The following is a 16,534-nucleotide window of genomic DNA, read 5'->3' on the forward strand; positions in this document are numbered from 1 at the left end:
CAGCAATTCAGCACTCTGACCAGCACTTTCGCCGCACCTCCACGTCCAAACGTCCCCGCGGGGACGCTCACCGAAAGGCCTTCGATGCGTCGTCGTCAGCTTCTTGCCCTGTCCGTTCTCGCCCCGTTCGCCCTCGTCGCCTGTCGAGGCGAGGGTGACGGTGAAGCGGGAAGCGGTGCTTCCGGCGCCGCGGACAGCACCCCGAACTTCACATATTCGCCGGAAGGCTATGACGGGCTGACGATCGAACTCGACCGGCCGGCGAAGCGCATCGCCGCGGACTTCTACTCGGCAGCCGGTCTCGCGCAGTACGGAATCACGCCTGTGGCGGTCTTCGGCTTCGGTCAGAACGAATCCCCGGGCAAGGCCTTCGACCAAGAAGGCGTCGAGGTCGTCGGCACCGATATGGAACTCGACATCGAAGCGCTCGCCGTCGCCGAACCGGACATCCTCGTCGCCTACGGCAATGAGGCCGGAGACGGGTGGACCTGGTGGGACGAGAAGGTGAAAGGCCAGGTCAGTGAGCTCGTACCCTTCGTCCCGGTCAAACTCAGCGGGCAGAGCCCCGACGCGATGTTCGCGCAATATGCGGCCATCGCGAAGGCTCTGGGCAGGGACACAGAGACCGGCGCCATCGCGGACAAACGGAAGGCCTTCGACGACGCGCGAGCACGCATCCGCAGCGTCGCGAAGAAACAGGACGATCTGACAGTGCTGCTGGCGAACTTCACCGCAGAGATCAACTACACCTCGAACTCTCTGGGCATCGCCGAGATGCTCAGCGAGGACGGACTCACCCTCGTCGGACCTGACGCCACGGGAGACAGCAGCTGGGCCGAAGTCTCCTGGGAGAAGATGTCGGACTATCCGGCCGACGTCGTCCTCGTCCATGACGCCTCGACCGATTATGAGGACAATCCCGTCTATAAGCGGCTGCCCGCAGTCGAGGCAGGGCAGCTGGGCACCTGGGACGACAAACGCGCCTACACCTATGACGGCTACGCGAAATGGCTGAACGAACTCGCCGACGTCCTCGACTCCGCGAAGAAGATCGTCAAGAACTGAGGCCCGCACCCCACGGGCTACGATCGGTGAATGACCGCACTGCCTGACGAACTCAGCACCGACGAGATCATCCGATCCCTGGCATCGGGCCGACCGACCACGTGGCTTCGCTCCACCCCCACCGAGGCGGCCCTGCCCGACCTCGGCACGGTCATGGATTCCGCGGCAGCCCGGTTCGACCGCTTCGCACCCTGGTTCGCGTCGACCTTCCCGGAGACGTCGACCGTCCCGGCCGAGCTCGCCGAGGCGTTCCCCGAGGCCGGCGGCGGAATGATCGAATCGTCCCTGGTCCCGGCGCCTGCGGCGCAGCGTCGCCTCGATGATCTGTTCGGATCCGAAATCAACGGGCGGCTGTGGCTCAAACGCGACGACACCCTGCCGGTCAGCGGATCGATCAAGGCACGCGGTGGATTCCACGAGGTCCTCGAATTCGCCGAGGCGGTCGCCGCCGACCATGGCCTCGACGCAATGGATCCCGCCACCTATTCGAGCCCACAGTTCCGTGAGATCGCCGCGAACCACCGCATCGTCGTCGGCTCGACCGGCAACCTCGGACTGTCGATCGGGATCCTCAGCGCTCGCCTCGGGTTCGCCGCCTCGGTGCATATGTCCGCCGATGCCCGCGAATGGAAGAAGACGATGCTGCGCGACCACGGAGTCGACGTCATCGAACACGCCGGCGACTTCGTCGAAGCCGTCGAGGCCGGCCGCGCCTCGGCGGAAGCCGCTGAGAACACGCAGTTCGTCGACGATGAGGACTCGGTGAGCCTGTTCGCCGGATACTCGGTGGCAGCGCTGCGACTCCAACGCCAGTTCGCCGCGGCCGGAGTGACCATCGATGAGCAGAATCCATTCACCGTCTATCTGCCGTGCGGAATCGGAGGCGGGCCCGGGGGAGTGACCTTCGGACTCAAGCGCGTCTTCGGCACTGCCGTGCGATGCATCTTCGTCGAACCCAGTCAGGCACCGGCGATGTTCCTCGGCGTGCGCACCGGTCGGCACAGCGGCATCGCCGTTCATGATATCGGCCTGTCCGGAGCCACCGCTGCCGACGGATTGGCGGTCGCCCGCCCGTCACGATTCATCGGACCCACGATCGGGCCGCTGATCTCCGGTTTCGCCGCGGTCCCTGACGAGGTCATCCGGGCAGGGGTCGGGGTTCTCCACGAGACAGAAAGTATCGACGTCGAACCATCGGCAACCGCCGGGCTGACCATCCCGTGGCGGATGGGTGAGGCGGCGGCAGAATCTCCGACCGGCATCCACCTCGTATGGCTCACCGGTGGGGCGATGGTCCCCGACGATGAGCGCGCCTCCTACGTCGAGGAAGGACGAGGGCTCGTCGAACGGATCGGCACCACCGCCTCGGCGATCTTCACCGACTGAACGGCGTGACCCGGTCGGGCCACGCCGTGTCGGTCACCAGTCCCAGGGGTCGTCTCTGACGGTGATGACAACCTTGCCGTCGACGATCTCGGCCGTGCCGTTGAGGTCGAAGTTCACGGTGTCATCGAAGGGTTCTGACTCGTCGAACATGTCGTAGCTGCCGGTTACGAGCGCTTCACCGGTGGTGTCCGAGGAGATCAGCCACGCCGGACCGCCATTCGGGCCGGTCGCGTCCTCGGGGTTCGAGTACTGGTCAGCGCCCATGGTGTCATCGGCGACGGTCACCGTCGGATATGACGAGATCGACCATTTGAGGTCGGTGGCGTCATAGCTGTCGGCCAGCGATGATCCGAACGGGCATCCGTCGGGCTGGGCGACGGACTTCTTCGCGCAGCTATCGATGAGGGTCTTGACCTGCTTGTCGACCTCGGCGCGGAACGCATCCGAGGGGTGGGCCGAGAGCAGCGGCGTCTCCTCGCCCTCCATGTTCGCGTCATCGCCGAGGAAGGCCCGCACCTCGACCGCGTCGGCGGTGATGAGATCGGACTTCTCGGCCAGGTCGATCGTGTAGAGACCGGGGAATGCCGGCAGGGACAGAGTCGACCCGTCGCTGTCGACGTCGATTCCGTTGACCTTGACCTTCTTCAGGCCGGGAGTGTCGACGGTGAGAGTGAGCAGATCCGGGCTCTTGAGCGCCCAATCGTCGAAGAACAGCGCCTTCTTCCCCGCCTTGTGCAAAGTCAGGGTGCTGTTGCCCTTGGAGCCGCCGACATCGTAGGAGACTGCGACCGTCGCCGTGTCTCCGGAGATCTCGGCATCCTCGACGGTGACATCGTCGGGCAGCGCTTTCGAGCCGCCGAGGACGTCGTTGGTCAGCAGGGTGCGTGACTCCTGTGGAACATCGACGTCGGCGACCTTGAGTGCACCTTCGGCGTCACCGTCGGAGAGTTCCCCGAAGTACTTCTCCACCGTCGCTTCGGGACCGAACATGTGCCCGTTGAGCTGGGTGACGACGATGAGCGCGGCCACGAGGAGGAGGACGGCACCTCCGGCGACCACCGAGACGAGCTTCGCCTTCTTCTTGTCGAAGGGTTGGGCCGGACCTGCGTACGGCTGCGCGGCGTACATTCCCTGCGGAGCCGAGTACGACTGCTGCCCGGCGGAACCCTGTGGCCAGGCGTAAGTCTGCTGACCGGCCGAGCCCTGCGGCCAGGCATAAGCCTGTTGGCCGGACGGAGTCGGAGGCGGTGGTGGCCCCTGTTGTGGGCCGCCCGGAGCGGAGTACTGCTGGGGACCCTGCTGCGGGCCGCCCGGTTGGCCCTGCTGTGGACTACCCGGCTGTCCCTGCGAGCTGAACGCTTGCGGCGATGCGGGCTGAGCCTGATAGCCGGCAGGCCCCTGTTGTCCGACTTCGCCGGGGCCGGGAGCGACCGGCGGCGGTGTCGGAGCTGCAGCCTGAGCCAGATCGGGATGGACGAACGCGAACTGCGGTTCGCTCATCCCCAGATACGGTCCCCAGTGCGGGTGCACGGTCCGTCCGGCGGCGATCCGTGCCACCGCTGGGAAGGTGAGAGCGAGACGTGGGCCGAGGGTGCGCGAGAGCACCTCGATGATCCCACCCCAGAGGGCGAAGATGAGGAACGTCCAGGCCAGCGAGCCGATCCCGGCGCGGGCCGCACCGGAACCGCCGAAGAACATCGCCGCCTCGGCGGATCCGGACATCGACATCTTCGCGGGAATGGCCAGCAGCGACAGCAGACCCCAGACCAGGCAGAACGCCACCGGCAGTTTCCATGCACTCGACCACTGCTGCTTGTCCTGCTCGATCACGGTCCAGGCCGGACGACGCGTGACGGTGGCGACGATCGTGGCGACCAGCACCGCGACCGCAACGACGAGCAGTCCCAGCCACAGCAGGCCGGGAGCTTCACGGCTGAACAGGGTGAGGCTCTCGCTGAAGGAGTCCGAGTAGAAGCCCAAATCGCCCTGGGCGGTGGCGCTGATTCCGCCGAGGTGGGTCAGCGAAGTGAGGATGAGACCCATGTTGACGAACGTCAGCGGGACCAGCTGGCCCGGCATCTCGACCGACAGCGGCAGCACGAAGAGCGCGACGATCGAGAACACGGCCACGGTGAGGGCAAGGTGGATCCAGGTCACCAGCAGGGGCGGAACGGCCCAGCGGAGGAATGGCGCACCGATCGCCTCGGTGCCCTTGAAGTGCCCGGCGACCCGGCCGGCGATGCTCGTGATGAGGATGACGAGCAGCGGCAGGAAGAACGAGCGGGCGGTGACGGCCGAGAAGGAGAAGGTGAACGACCCTTCATCTTCGAGAGCGGTGGCGCGAGCGGCGAAGATGACCTGGAGGAGGAAGAGCACGAGCGTCATCGCCAGGGTTGCGACTCCGATCCGGATCCACGTGGACACCCGGTTGGGCGCAGGGGACCGGCGTTCGCTGATCTTCGTCATCCACCACAGCAGACCCACGATGACGATGGTGACCACCAGAGGTGCCCCGGTCGTGAAGATGTTCAGCTGGGCATTGAAGCTGTCAGGGGCGTTGATGTCCAGACGCAGCGCCGCCGAGCCGAACAGAGACAGAGCCATAAAGATGAACGGCAGGGCGTAGTTGAGGCTGTCGAGGTTGAGGCCGGTCTCCTCCGTCACGGAGCCGAACTCCGACATCGACGTGAGGATGACAGTGAGGATGATGGAGACGATGATGCCGCCGAGGAGGGCGATCCCCGGTGGGATCAGGGCCGTTTTCCACGTGGATCCCTTCGCCAGCGCCGAGGCGAATTTCGACTTCGGGGCGTTCGCCGGGTAACCCGGTGGCGCGGGGTACGGCATGGGACCGGATTGGCCAGGCTGATAGGGACCCTGCTGTTGAGGAACCTGCTGATAGGGGCCGGAGCCTTCCGCGTAGGCTCCCTGTTGGTACGGGCCGGAGCCTTGCGGGAAGGCTCCCTGCTGGTAAGCGCCTTGTTGATAGGTGCCTTGTTGGTACGGATCGGGTTGGTAGGGGCCGGGCCCTTGGGCGTAGTACGGACCTGCGGTCTGCGTATGTGAATCCGATCCCTGGTGGTGAGCGCTCGCCGCCTGGGGTTGAGAGCCGGAGCTCGCAGAGTCGTTCTCGGCGGCCTTTTCGTATGGGTCGACTGTCTGCTTGGCTGTGGGCGTGCCGTCTTCCGGCGGCGCCCAGCGAGCGGTCTCCTCGGTGGAATCGGACTCGGATCCGACGGGATCCATCACCTCGGTCGCGTCACCATCCTGAGCACCCTGGGCCTCAGGTTCGTCCGAGGTCTCGACATCGGGGCTCTTCTTGGAACTCTTCTCCGACTCGGGCTCGGCGTCCGACTCAGCGGGGGTCTTTTCAGCTTTCGCCTCAGCGGATTTTTCGGCGTTCGACTCGTCAGAAGGCTCGGGACTCTCTTGGTCCTCAGCAGCCTGGTCCTCGGCGGTCTGATCCTTCGGATCCTCGGCGGCGGTCGGTGTCGTCTCGTCGGATTCGTCGTGCATACCCAGTCCTCAAGTGCAGTTGCCCGACAGCTGCGCAATGTAGTTCAAATCGAAACAATCAACTGTGCAGATCAAGCATGTGTAGTTCACAACTTATATTAGGCTGTTAATGCAAGAGAAGTTCTATATTGGGACTTTTTCTGAAATACGGCGTGATCGATCTGGAGTTGCGGATGAGTACGAACCCTCCCGGACGCGGGGATGAGAACGAATGGGACGTCAACGACCGGTCGGGAAGCCAATGGTCGTCGCAACCCGGATCCCAGTCCGGACCCCCGTCGGGACCCCCATCGGGATCCCAGCCGGGACCTCAGACGGGCAACGGCTGGGGCGCACCTCCGCCGCCTCCGTCGTCTCAACCGCAGCGTCCCTATATCCAGACCCCGCATCCGCAGAGCGGCCCGCCCCACCGCTCTGGTCAGCCGCCTCACCAACAGAGCGGACCCGCACAGGCTCAGGGCGCCCAAGCTTTCCCGGCTGGCGGCCAAGCGGCCGCCGCTGGAATGCAGCCGCAGCCCGGACAGCCCGCGTACCAGCAGCCCCAAGGCTATGGCCCGGGTCCCTATCAGCAGGCAGGACCGCCTCCGCAGAAGAAGCGCGGCGGACTCATCGCACTTCTCGTCATCGTCGGCATCGTCCTCGCCGGGGGAATCGGATGGGGCGCAGCGAACTTCTTCTCGAAGGACTCCGAGGATCCGGCCACCGTCGCCTCCACCGATGAGCCGACGAGCACCGCCAGTGATGACAGTTCGGCTGCGGCCAGCGACTCACCCGAACCAACAGAGGCCGAATCGGCGCTTCCCGACGACCCGAAGAAGGCGCTCGAGCAGCTCGCTGACTCCGACGGACAGTTGGCGAAGAGCGAACTCAACGGCAAATGGGTGCCGCAGCTGAGCTCGAAGAGAGTCGGCCTCGAAGCCGAAGGAAAAACCTGGGACGAAGAATCGATCCTCGAAGAATTCGAAGGACTGCGCGAAGAATACCCCCGCGTGAAACTGATCTGGTCCGGCGACTTCAGCAGCTTCAAGGAAGACAACTTCTGGGTCACCGTCGTCGGCATCGGCTACGACGATCCCGAAGACGCCCTGTCCTGGTGCTCATCGCATGGTCTCGGCCCCGACAGCTGCTACGCCAAACAGCTCAACACCTCCGGCGGCCACGAAGGAACGACCCGCCTGCAGGACTGAGAACCCGCCAGTACGACCGACGACTCCATCGCCGAGGCGGTCCGGCCCCACCCTCAACCGATCGGCCTGATGATGGGCCACCGAGGCGGCTCAACCGTGGGTGCGTAAGGGTCCCGTGATCTCAAGCTCGGAGTTTGCGCCGGTTATTCACCGCGAACACCGCAAGGCCGATGACGAGCCAGACGCAGCCGATGACCAGAGCCAGCGGGTTCGCGCTGACGAGCACGGCGATGAGCAGACCGGCACCGATCACCGGGATGACGCCGTGGTTGAACCAGTTCGGAGCCTCGCTGCCCTGTTTCTTCACGAGGAAGTATCCGACTACCGAGGCCTGGAGGAACACGAACGCCGTCAGCGCCCCGACGTTGACGATCGAGGTCAGTTGGTCGAGGCCGTCGGCGCGGGTCGCCGCCCACCCGGCCACGATGACATTGCCCCCGGCGGCCACGAGGATCCCCTTCCATGGAACACCGGTCTTCGGGGCCACCTCGGCGAGGAATTTCGGCACCTGACGGGACCGTCCCATGTCCATGAGGATGCGGGAGCCGGCGGCCTGACCGATCATCGCGGAGAACGCCGCGCCCACGGCCTTGGCCAGGGCGAGCAACCAGTGCAGCCACGAGCCGAGGGTCGAGTCGACGGCGCTGTAGTAGGCGGCTCCCTCGAGCGCGGGATCGGCCTTCAGCTCCGCGGGAGTCAGCGGTGAGAGCAGACTGCCCACCCAGGTCTGCGCGACGAAGAAGACGCCGGCCAGCACGAGGCAGATGAGCGTGGCCCGGCCGACGATCCGCGGCCCGCCCTTGGCCTCCTCGGAGAACGTCGCGAGCGAATCGAAGCCGAGATACGACAGCACCGCCACGGACACGGCCGCAAGCACCGCGGTCACGGAGAACGCATCGACCCCGGTCAGCGGGGTCAGCCATCCCCGCGTCGGTCCATTCTGGACGAGGTAGACGATGCCGAGGACGAGGACCAGGGCGAGGACGGCCACCTCGGCGAGGACGACTCCGGTGATCACACGGGAGGCGACCTTGACCCCGGCGAGGTTGAGCCCGGTGGTGAGGACGACGGCCGCGGCCACGAACACCCAGACGGGCAAGGCCGGGAAGATCGAGTTCAGGGCGATCCCGGTGAACAGATAGGCGACCGAGGGGATGAAGAGATAGTCGAGGAGGATCATCCACCCGGCGATGAAGCCGACCGGTTTCCCGATGCCCGCCGAGGCGTAGGCGAAGACCGTGCCCGCGCGAGGGACCTCCCGTGACATGCGCATATAGCTGATCGCGGTGAAGGCCATGACGATCGTCGCGACGATATAGACCAGGGCCACGGCCCCGCCCGACCGGGCATCGAGCGTGCCGAACACTCCGACGGCCGCGGCGGGGCCGATGAAGACGAGTCCGAAGAAGACGAGTTCGCTCAGACCGATCGTCCGCCGCAGGCTTCCACCACTCGCCGAGGCGGCCGTGCCCTCGGGTGCTGACGGATCGGTCCCGGTTCCGGATCGGTCGTCGGCAGTCGTGTCGTCCATCGTGATGCCGTCCTTTCGACGCGAGGCCCGATCTGCTGGGTTCATTGACCGGTGTGCGATCGGTGAGTGTGCGCTTCAACTTTACGCGCAGGTCATGGGGTGGTCTCCGGTCCCCGATAGGATCGGGGGTGACGAAGGAGGACCGGATGACGCATCACCCGCATATGATCCAGCCCGGTGGGTTCCCGCCGGGAGGGGCGCCTGCGAAGAAGCTGTCCGTGGTGCCGGGAATCCTCCTCATCATCGCCGGAGTCCTCGGGCTCGGGGTGGGGGTGTGCATCCTCGTCATCCCCATGTTCCTGTTCCTCCTCGGAGGCGGCGGGAACGTCGATGCCTTCGACGATTTCGCGTCGGGCTTCTTCATCACCGGATTCGTCGTCGCCGGCGTATCCGTTCTGGTGCTGATCGCCGGGATCGTGCTGACCACCGTCGTCGCCAGAAAGCGACGCAGAATGCGACCGCAGGTCTGGATGGTCATGCCCCCCGGCGGGCCGCAGTTTCAGCAGACTCCCGGAGGGCCTCCAACGCCGAGGCGATGATCGGCTGAGTGCCCGAGCCGCGGCGGATGCCCGAGAGGATCTTCCGCGACGGCACCGGATCCCCGCGCAGCGGCACGCGCACCACATCGAAGCCGTCCGGCAGGCGTGCCAGTCGAGGGATGAGTGCGACCCCGAGTCCCGCCGAGACCAACGATGCCCCCGTCTCCCACTCGCGTGACTGGTGGGCCTGTTCCGGTTGGAAGCCGGCTGCCGCACATGCCGTGCGCACCAAGCGGTGATACGGCGAACCCGCCCGATCGAGGATCCAGGACTCCTCGGCGGCTTCGCTCAGCGCCACCGCTGATTTCTCTGCCAGAGGGTGTCCCACGGGGACCAGCAGATCGAGGCGATCGCTGAACAGCGCCGACTGCTCGAAACGGGGATCGCTGCGCGGCGGCAGCGGATCGGTGGCGACGACCACGGCGACATCGGCGTGCTCGGAGACGAGAAGGTCGAAGCACTCCTCGGGGTCGGCTTCGATGATCGTGACCTCGGCGCCGGGGAACCGCTCCATCACGGTCAGGGCCGTCGGTGGAAGCAGCGCGGCCGCGGCAGTGGAGAACCCGCATAGACGCAGCCGTCTGCTGCGTGTATCGAGCCCGGAGTCGAGGCCGTCGAGTTCACCGCGGATCTCCTCCCACCGGGTGAAGAGCTCCTGCGAGCGTTCGAGGAGGAGCTGACCGGCACGAGTGAGGACGAGGCCGCGTCCGCGCGGTTCGACGACACGGACACCGAGCTCCTTCGATAAGCCTCTGAGCTGGTGCGATACGGCCGAAGGAGTATATCCGAGGCGGTGTGCCGCCTCGGTGAGGGTGCCGACTTCGGCAAGGACCCGAAGGACGTGGAGACGCGGATCGATCATGCAATAGTATTGCACGTTTCGGATGAAGAAGATTTGCTTTTCTTCACCAAACCTCTGGCGGACACTGGGAGCAGGAGCACGAACTCCCGGGCCGCGGCCGGCGAAGGGGCCGACACGAGACGCGGTCGAGACACGACGACGAGGTGGTGGACGAATTGACTCTGGCACCAGAGCAGAAGCGGACCGATTCCGGCATGCATGAGCCCGGTGCGGCCGCCGGATCGGGCGGGCACGGCAGGACCGATATCGACCGGCTCATCGACGAACGTGTGCCCGGCTATTCGCTGGCGGCACCGTTCTACATCAGTCCGGAATTCTTCGCGCGCGATATCGAGGCGATCTTCGCCTCGACGTGGATCTTCGTTGCATCAAGCGCCGAAGTACCAGAGCCCGGCGACTACCTCACGATCGACATCGGTGCCTATTCGGTCATCGTCATCCGCGATGACGACGGTGAGATCCGGGCACACCACAATGTCTGCCGCCACCGGGGTACGCGGCTGCTCAATGATCTGTCCGGTTCCGTGGGCAACATCGTCTGCGGCTACCACCAGTGGACGTACACGCCGTCGGGCGAACTCATCTCCGCCGGTGTCCAAGCTCCCGGTTTTGATCGGTCCTGCTTCTCGCTGCGCTCGGTGAACCTCCGCGTCATCGGCGGGCTGATCTTCATCTGTCTCAGCCCCACCCCACCGGACGACATCGACGAGGTGGCCAAGGTCATCGAGCCCTATCTGGCCGGGCATGACATCGCCGGGACGAAGGTGGCCGCGCAGAGTGACCTCATCGAGGACTCGAACTGGAAGCTCGTCATGGAGAACAACCGCGAGTGCTACCACTGCGAAGCCGGGCACCCGGAGCTGACCTGCACGTTCTTCCCCACCTACGGCTACGATCCCGACGAGATTCCCAAGCGTCTGCAGCCGGCCTACCAGCGCTACCTCGACGCGGAGGACCAGTTGCACGCCAACTGCGACCGCAACGGCCTGCCCTATGCACTCGTCGAGGAACTGACCGGACGACCCACCGGGTTCCGGATCGAACGGGCCGCGCTCGACGGGAAGGGCGAGTCGTACACGATGGACGGATCGGCCGCCTCGGCGAAATTGTTGGGAGACCTCGACACCTTCGTTCTGGGGCGGGCGTCGCTGCATGTGCAGCCGAACATGTGGTTCCACGCGATGGGCGACCATGTGGTGACCTTCAGCCTGTTGCCGTTGGCCGAGGACAAGACGCTGGTGCGCACGACCTGGCTCGTCCATGCTGATGCGGAGGAGGGCGTCGACTACGACCTCGACAACCTCACCACGGTGTGGATCAAGACGAACGAGCAGGACGCGACCTTCTGCGAGCGTGGGCACCTGGGAATCTCGTCGCCGGCGTACGTGCCGGGCCCCTATGCCCCCACCGAATCGCAGGTCGATGACTTCGTCACCTGGTACATCGAACGTCTCAAAGCCCATCGAGAACAGCGGACCGTGCAGTTGGAAGGAGTTGAGCGACGATGAGGTACCGCCATTCGACATTCGCCCAGGCTGCATCCGCGCCCGTGGGCAAGGCGACGTTCCGAGTGCCCACTCGGGACGGGCGGCCCGCACTCGCGGCCGCCGCCCCGCTGGTCGTCGATACGGCGGTCGAGCCTGTGCTCGCAGCGCCGGTCGACCGGGTGCCCGCTGAATCAGCTGGCCCCGTGCTCGCCGAACTTCAGCTCGACCCGGAGCTGCTCACCGGCCCCGTCGAGGTCACCGGCATCACCCAAGTGACCCACGACGTGAAGACCTTCGAGCTGCGGGCGGGATGGATGACCGCCGTCGACTTCGCGCCGGGTCAGTACGTGACGATGCGCATCCCCGAGCTCGGACTCGAGCGCTGCTATTCGATCTCCTCGGCGCCCTTCGGCACGAACCTCTTCACCATTACGGTCAAGCGCGTGCCCGGGGGAGTGGTGTCGAGCCATCTGCATGACAATGTGCGGGTCGGCGATCGGCTGCACGTGGACGGGCCGTACGGGCTGTTCAGCACGAGCTTCCATCAGGCCGAACGTCACCTCTTCCTCTCCGCCGGCTCCGGAATCACCCCGATCATGTCGATGGTGCGCAGTCTGCTGGCCAGGCAGGGAGGGTTCGGCACCGACATCGTCTTCGTCCACAGCGCCTCGACGCCGGAAGGCATCATCTTCCGTGCCGAACTCGAACAGCTTGCCGAGGTCGCCGGAGTCAGCGTCACCATCCTGTGCTCCAGGGATTCCGAGGCCGAGACCTGGGCCGGTCGGCGGGGTCGGATTGATGCGTCCACCCTCGCCGAGGTGGTCCCCGACGCGGCCGACCGCGAAACCTTCGTGTGTGGGCCGGGGCCGTATATGGAGGCCGTGCGACCCCTGCTCGCCGAGGCGGGGGTGGCATCGGCGCGGATGCATGAGGAGTCGTTCGTCTTCGCCACTTCACCTGCCGATCGTTTGGCCAAGGCCGGTGCGAGAGCCAAAGCTGCCGGAGTCGGCGTCGTCGGCGGCACTGGAATGAGCCACCTCGTCGAGTTCGCTGTCTCCGGGCGCGTGGTCGACTGCGATGAGTCCACGACCGTCCTCGATTCTGCTCTGGACGCCGGACTGTCCGTGCCCTCATCCTGCTCGGAAGGCGCGTGCGGAACCTGCAAGTCCGTGCTCGTCAGCGGCGAAGTCGAGATGAAGCATGCGGGCGGAATCCGGCCGAAGGAGATCGCCGCAGGAAAGTTCCTGCCCTGCTGCTCGACTCCGCTGACCGACATCGTCGTCGACAGGTGAGCTGAGATTTGTCCAATAGCACCTATGAGGAATGCTTTGGGCAAAGGATGAACTCAGGATTTGTTGACGGAAAGACTGGCCGACAATACCAAGTGTTGTGCTTGGTGGGGCGGTCGTTGTTGAAGCTCTTCGTGGCTACCAGAAATCAATGCCAGGATGATGCCTGCGCTCTTTTGCCCGACTTCAGTCATAGGCTGAGTGATAGCTGTAACAGTGGGAAGTGAGAGTCCAATATCGATCAAATCGTCGACTGCTGTAACAGTGAGATCCCGTGGGACGTTGAGTCCCTCGCTTACTGCGGCAAGCATCAGACCGTGTGCAACTAGAGCGTTGTACGCGATCACGGCGGACACGTTTGACAGTTGAATAGCAGACAGGGTCTCTGCGCCTGCCTGCGCATTCGGTTGGACTGGTCCAATTCGCAGTGCAGTCCCGTTGCCGGCCTCCATCGCGGCCTCGACAGATTGAAATCGTCCGTCGTCGGCCAGAGAGCCAGGTGGTCCGCCGATGTAGGCAATTCGCTGGTGGCCGTGGTCGAGTAGAAATCTGCATAGATCGGCTAGCCCGTCGGAGACGTCAATGCTGACAGAATCGATTCCCGGCAACTCGCGGTTAACCGTCACGATTGGTAGGCGCCTGGCGATTGAAATGAGGACTGAGTCTGTGTTTCGAGGACTGGCTAGGATCAGTCCGTCAACTCTGCCCTGAAGCCGTTGAACAATCTCGTGCTCAGTCTCGGGAACTCCACGGGAGTCGGAGACGATGAGTTCAAAGCCCCTGCCTTCAATCTCAGTCTGAATTGCTGAAATGAGTGGAGCGAAGTAGGGACTCGACAAGTCGGGAACTATCAGTCCGAGGAGCCCGGAACTTCCAGTGGCCAGGGCTCGAGCGGTTGGATTCGCGACATACCCAAGCGCCGCCGCTGCATTTCGAACTTTCGCTGTTGTGTCGGGGCCAACCATTGCGGGCTTGCCAAATACGCGTGAGGCGGTCGCCAATGAGACTCCTGCGGAGCGGGCGACATCAGCCAGGGTTACCAAATCTCGCCTTCCTTGTGGTCACTTCAATGCCAAGATACCTCAGAATTCATGGACGCATATATGAGCTGGTAGTGGAAACCGGTTGACGGGTATGCGGGTTATCAGCATACTGATGAAAGCGCTTTCATTTCGGGATTCATCGTCTCGTATGTACGTGGGCGCGCTAGAGATTGACCACAGCGAGGGGGCACTTGTGGCAAGAGAGCAGAAGAGCGAAGTAGATCAGAAGTCTGTCAACGGTGCGACGCCGAGGCTGATGAAGTTTGGAGTGAATGAGCGAGGCTCAACTCCCGTACGCGAACTTGTTGCCGGTCTGAGCATGTTTCTCGCAACTGCTTATACGGTCGTGGTCATTCCCGGAATGTTGACTGACGCAGGGCTGCCCAGCGGTGCGGTTACGACGAGCGTAATTGTCGTTGTCATTCTTGGAACTGCCGCTATGGGGCTCTTCGGAAACTTGCCAATGGTACTCGCACCAGGTCTTGGTGGTGTCTCGCTGGTCGCCTACACACTAGTGCTTGATGGTGACGTGCCATACCCCGCCGCGATGGGTATGGTCTTTTGGTCAGGCATTATCTTCCTGCTCTTAACGCTCTTTGGTATCCGCAGCCTGATTACCCGGATCATTCCAGAGACCATTCGAATCGCTATCGGTCCAGCGATTGGTATCTTCATTACCTTTGTCGGGTTCCGATCCGCTGGTCTCGTGCAACCTGGCGACAGCTCACTCGAGTTGGGTGACCTGGCAAGCCCGGCCGCGATTGTGACTCTGGTTGGGGTTGTTGTTCTGATCGCGCTCAATTCGAGGAAAGTCCCTGGCAGTTTCATCATTGTCATCATTGCTGCAACGATCGTCGGCATTCCTTTGGGTCTCACCCAACTCGAAGGGTCGCCCATTGCCTTGCCCACTTTTGACGGATCACTTTTCATGCACGTGGACTTGGTCGGTTCACTTTCGCCTCACTATCTACCGTTCCTCTTTGCCTTCTTCGCCTCGGAGTTCTTCTCCACGACAGGCGTGATCATGACCGTGACGGACTACATGGGCCAAAAGTCGTCATCGAAGCGCGGTCCGTCGATCGACCTCAGGCGCCCGTTCATTGTCGACTCTTGCACAATCGTTGGCGGATCACTGTTCGCTGCGCCGTCCGTGACTACCTATGCCGAATCGACCGCTGGCGCTGAAGCTGGCGGCAGGACCGGAATATCCTCTCTGTGGGCGGCTGCCTGTTTCGCACTTCTGCTCTTTGCGACTCCGTTGGCAGCGGCCATCCCATCGGCCGCTACTGCCCCAGTTGTGATTGTGGTGGGACTAACCATTACAGCTGGCTTCCGGCGCGTTGCATCGGATGATTTGACGGAACTCATACCAGCCGTACTCGTCCTTGTCTGCACGATACTGTGGGGAAATTTTGGTACAGGAATCGCTGCTGGTCTCGTGGCATATGTGCCAGTCAAGCTATTGGCCGGAAAGTGGAGAGAAATTCACCCCGGAATGTGGATCATGGCTCCGATTCTTATCTACTTCTTCGTTGCCATCGCATGAACCTCAAATCCTTGGCACTTGAGCAGTAAACGGCAACCGTTCCTAGGTCACTCCGATAACTACGAAAGGGCGCAATTTTGTTGCCACTTATTGATCTGCACCTCCACCTTCCTGGAACCGTTCGGTCCCAGACGTTGGCTGAATTGGCGGCGAAACATGAAGTGGCCCTGCCGCTCCCTGCCGATGAGCTGTACTCGCGTATCAATTCAGACCCGACGGACGACGAAAAAGGGCGGGGACCGTGGTTCCCGTTGTTGCGTGTGTACGAACTCATTTCGGCCAGCTTGCGTACTCGAGATGACTTTGCGCGAGTCGTATTCGAAGCCCTGGAAGACGGAAAGTATGACAGCGGCATTTGCTATGCCGAATTAGCTTTCAGCCCATCTGTTCATATCCAAGCTGGAACGGCTTACACCGAGATGACTGCTGGAATCGAACTTGGGTTAGCGCGGGCAAGGCAGGAGCTGGGAGTTGATGGCCGTGCGATCGCGGCGATCAATCGCGAAGACAGCGCCGAAGTCGCTGTCGACATGGTCAAAACCGTTGTCGAGAACCCGAGTCCAGACGTCGTTGGCATTGGACTAGATTTCTACGAGTTGGCGGGGTTGCCGGAGAAGTTCGTTGAAGCATTTCAATTGGCAGGTGAGCACGGTCTGCACCGAACGGCACATGCAGGTGAGCATGCGCCGACCGCCAGCACAGTGCAAATTGCAATTGAAAAGCTTGGTTGTGAACGAATAGATCATGGATATCAGATTCTGCGAAGTCCTGAGATCGTAGCTCGGTGCGCAGAACTGGGCACTATCTTCAATGTGGCTTTTACAACCTCTCGTCGTGCCCTTATCGGTTGGCGCAGAGAATCAGTGGCGGCGATGATTGAGTCCGGCCTTCGGGTATCGATCAACTCGGACGATCCGGCCTTGTTTCCAACGACTCTCCGCAGAGAGATGGGTATCGCTCGTGAAGTAGCTCCGTCAGTCAATGAAACTTGGTTTGTCGAGAATTCTATAGATGCGGCTTTTCTCGATGGGTTCGAGAAAGCCAAACTGAGGGAACGTATCTTTGGTTCGTCGAATGCATAGC

General features: G+C 63.2%; 12 protein-coding genes. 8 read left to right on the forward strand and 4 right to left on the reverse strand.

The features are described 5' to 3' along the window. The first annotated feature begins 84 nt into the window (after positions 1–84). Both BEP01S_RS03245 and dsdA read left to right on the forward strand, forming a co-directional pair. The gene (locus BEP01S_RS03245) at positions 85–1,065 is read left to right on the forward strand and encodes an ABC transporter substrate-binding protein (protein ID WP_062240494.1); all 981 of its coding nucleotides are present in this window, start codon (positions 85–87) and stop codon (positions 1,063–1,065) included. Positions 1,066–1,095: 30 nt separating this feature from the next. Continuing rightward, positions 1,096–2,451 (forward strand): D-serine ammonia-lyase, encoded by a 1,356-nt coding sequence (gene dsdA, locus BEP01S_RS03250; protein ID WP_062240496.1) that lies wholly within the window; start codon positions 1,096–1,098, stop codon positions 2,449–2,451. A 33-nt stretch (positions 2,452–2,484) separates the two neighbouring features. Here dsdA and BEP01S_RS03255 read toward each other — a convergent pair whose 3' ends face one another. Then, positions 2,485–5,967: a hypothetical protein gene (locus tag BEP01S_RS03255; RefSeq protein ID WP_244882034.1), complete on the reverse strand. Its 3,483-nt coding sequence runs from the start codon at positions 5,965–5,967 to the stop codon at positions 2,485–2,487. Between the two features lie 173 nt (positions 5,968–6,140). Here BEP01S_RS03255 and BEP01S_RS03260 point away from each other — a divergent pair, with 173 nt between their 5' ends. Further along, positions 6,141–7,154, forward strand: a complete 1,014-nt coding sequence (locus BEP01S_RS03260; RefSeq protein ID WP_244882035.1) for a hypothetical protein — start codon at positions 6,141–6,143, stop codon at positions 7,152–7,154. A 121-nt stretch (positions 7,155–7,275) separates the two neighbouring features. Here the strand turns inward: BEP01S_RS03260 and BEP01S_RS03265 are convergent, their stop codons facing one another. Continuing rightward, a complete protein-coding gene (locus tag BEP01S_RS03265) occupies positions 7,276–8,685 on the reverse strand; it encodes an APC family permease (protein ID WP_062240500.1) in 1,410 nt (469 codons plus the stop codon). 146 nt (positions 8,686–8,831) lie between these two features. Here BEP01S_RS03265 and BEP01S_RS03270 point away from each other — a divergent pair, with 146 nt between their 5' ends. Continuing rightward, a complete protein-coding gene (locus BEP01S_RS03270; RefSeq protein ID WP_157070499.1) occupies positions 8,832–9,224 on the forward strand; it encodes a hypothetical protein in 393 nt (130 codons plus the stop codon). Here BEP01S_RS03270 and BEP01S_RS03275 read toward each other — a convergent pair. Beyond that, the gene (locus BEP01S_RS03275) at positions 9,160–10,086 is read right to left on the reverse strand and encodes a LysR family transcriptional regulator (protein WP_062240505.1); all 927 of its coding nucleotides are present in this window, start codon (positions 10,084–10,086) and stop codon (positions 9,160–9,162) included. The two genes, BEP01S_RS03270 and BEP01S_RS03275, sit on opposite strands and share 65 nt — an antisense overlap. A gap of 155 nt (positions 10,087–10,241) precedes the next feature. Between BEP01S_RS03275 and BEP01S_RS03280 the strand changes: the two genes are divergently transcribed. Further along, positions 10,242–11,594: an aromatic ring-hydroxylating oxygenase subunit alpha gene (locus BEP01S_RS03280; protein WP_244882036.1), complete on the forward strand. Its 1,353-nt coding sequence runs from the start codon at positions 10,242–10,244 to the stop codon at positions 11,592–11,594. Beyond that, complete coding sequence (locus BEP01S_RS03285; RefSeq protein ID WP_062240507.1) at positions 11,591–12,865, forward strand: FAD-binding oxidoreductase; 1,275 nt, start codon at positions 11,591–11,593, stop codon at positions 12,863–12,865. Before BEP01S_RS03280 ends, BEP01S_RS03285 begins: the two co-directional genes overlap by 4 nt. Positions 12,866–12,918: 53 nt before the next feature. Here the strand turns inward: BEP01S_RS03285 and BEP01S_RS03290 are convergent, their stop codons facing one another. After that, entirely contained in the window at positions 12,919–13,905 is a 987-nt protein-coding gene (locus tag BEP01S_RS03290) for a LacI family DNA-binding transcriptional regulator (RefSeq protein ID WP_083532490.1), read from the reverse strand. A 193-nt stretch (positions 13,906–14,098) separates the two neighbouring features. Between BEP01S_RS03290 and BEP01S_RS03295 the strand changes: the two genes are divergently transcribed. Together BEP01S_RS03295 and BEP01S_RS03300 are read left to right on the forward strand one after the other, a co-directional pair. Next, positions 14,099–15,451: an NCS2 family permease gene (locus tag BEP01S_RS03295; RefSeq protein ID WP_167348250.1), complete on the forward strand. Its 1,353-nt coding sequence runs from the start codon at positions 14,099–14,101 to the stop codon at positions 15,449–15,451. Positions 15,452–15,531: 80 nt separating this feature from the next. Beyond that, on the forward strand, positions 15,532–16,533 hold the full coding sequence (locus BEP01S_RS03300; protein WP_280512727.1) for an adenosine deaminase family protein: 1,002 nt from the start codon (positions 15,532–15,534) through the stop codon (positions 16,531–16,533). The last annotated feature ends 1 nt before the right edge of the window (position 16,534 follow it).

Origin of the sequence: Brevibacterium epidermidis NBRC 14811, assembly GCF_001570805.1 — a bacterium.
Taxonomy (GTDB): domain Bacteria; phylum Actinomycetota; class Actinomycetes; order Actinomycetales; family Brevibacteriaceae; genus Brevibacterium; species Brevibacterium epidermidis.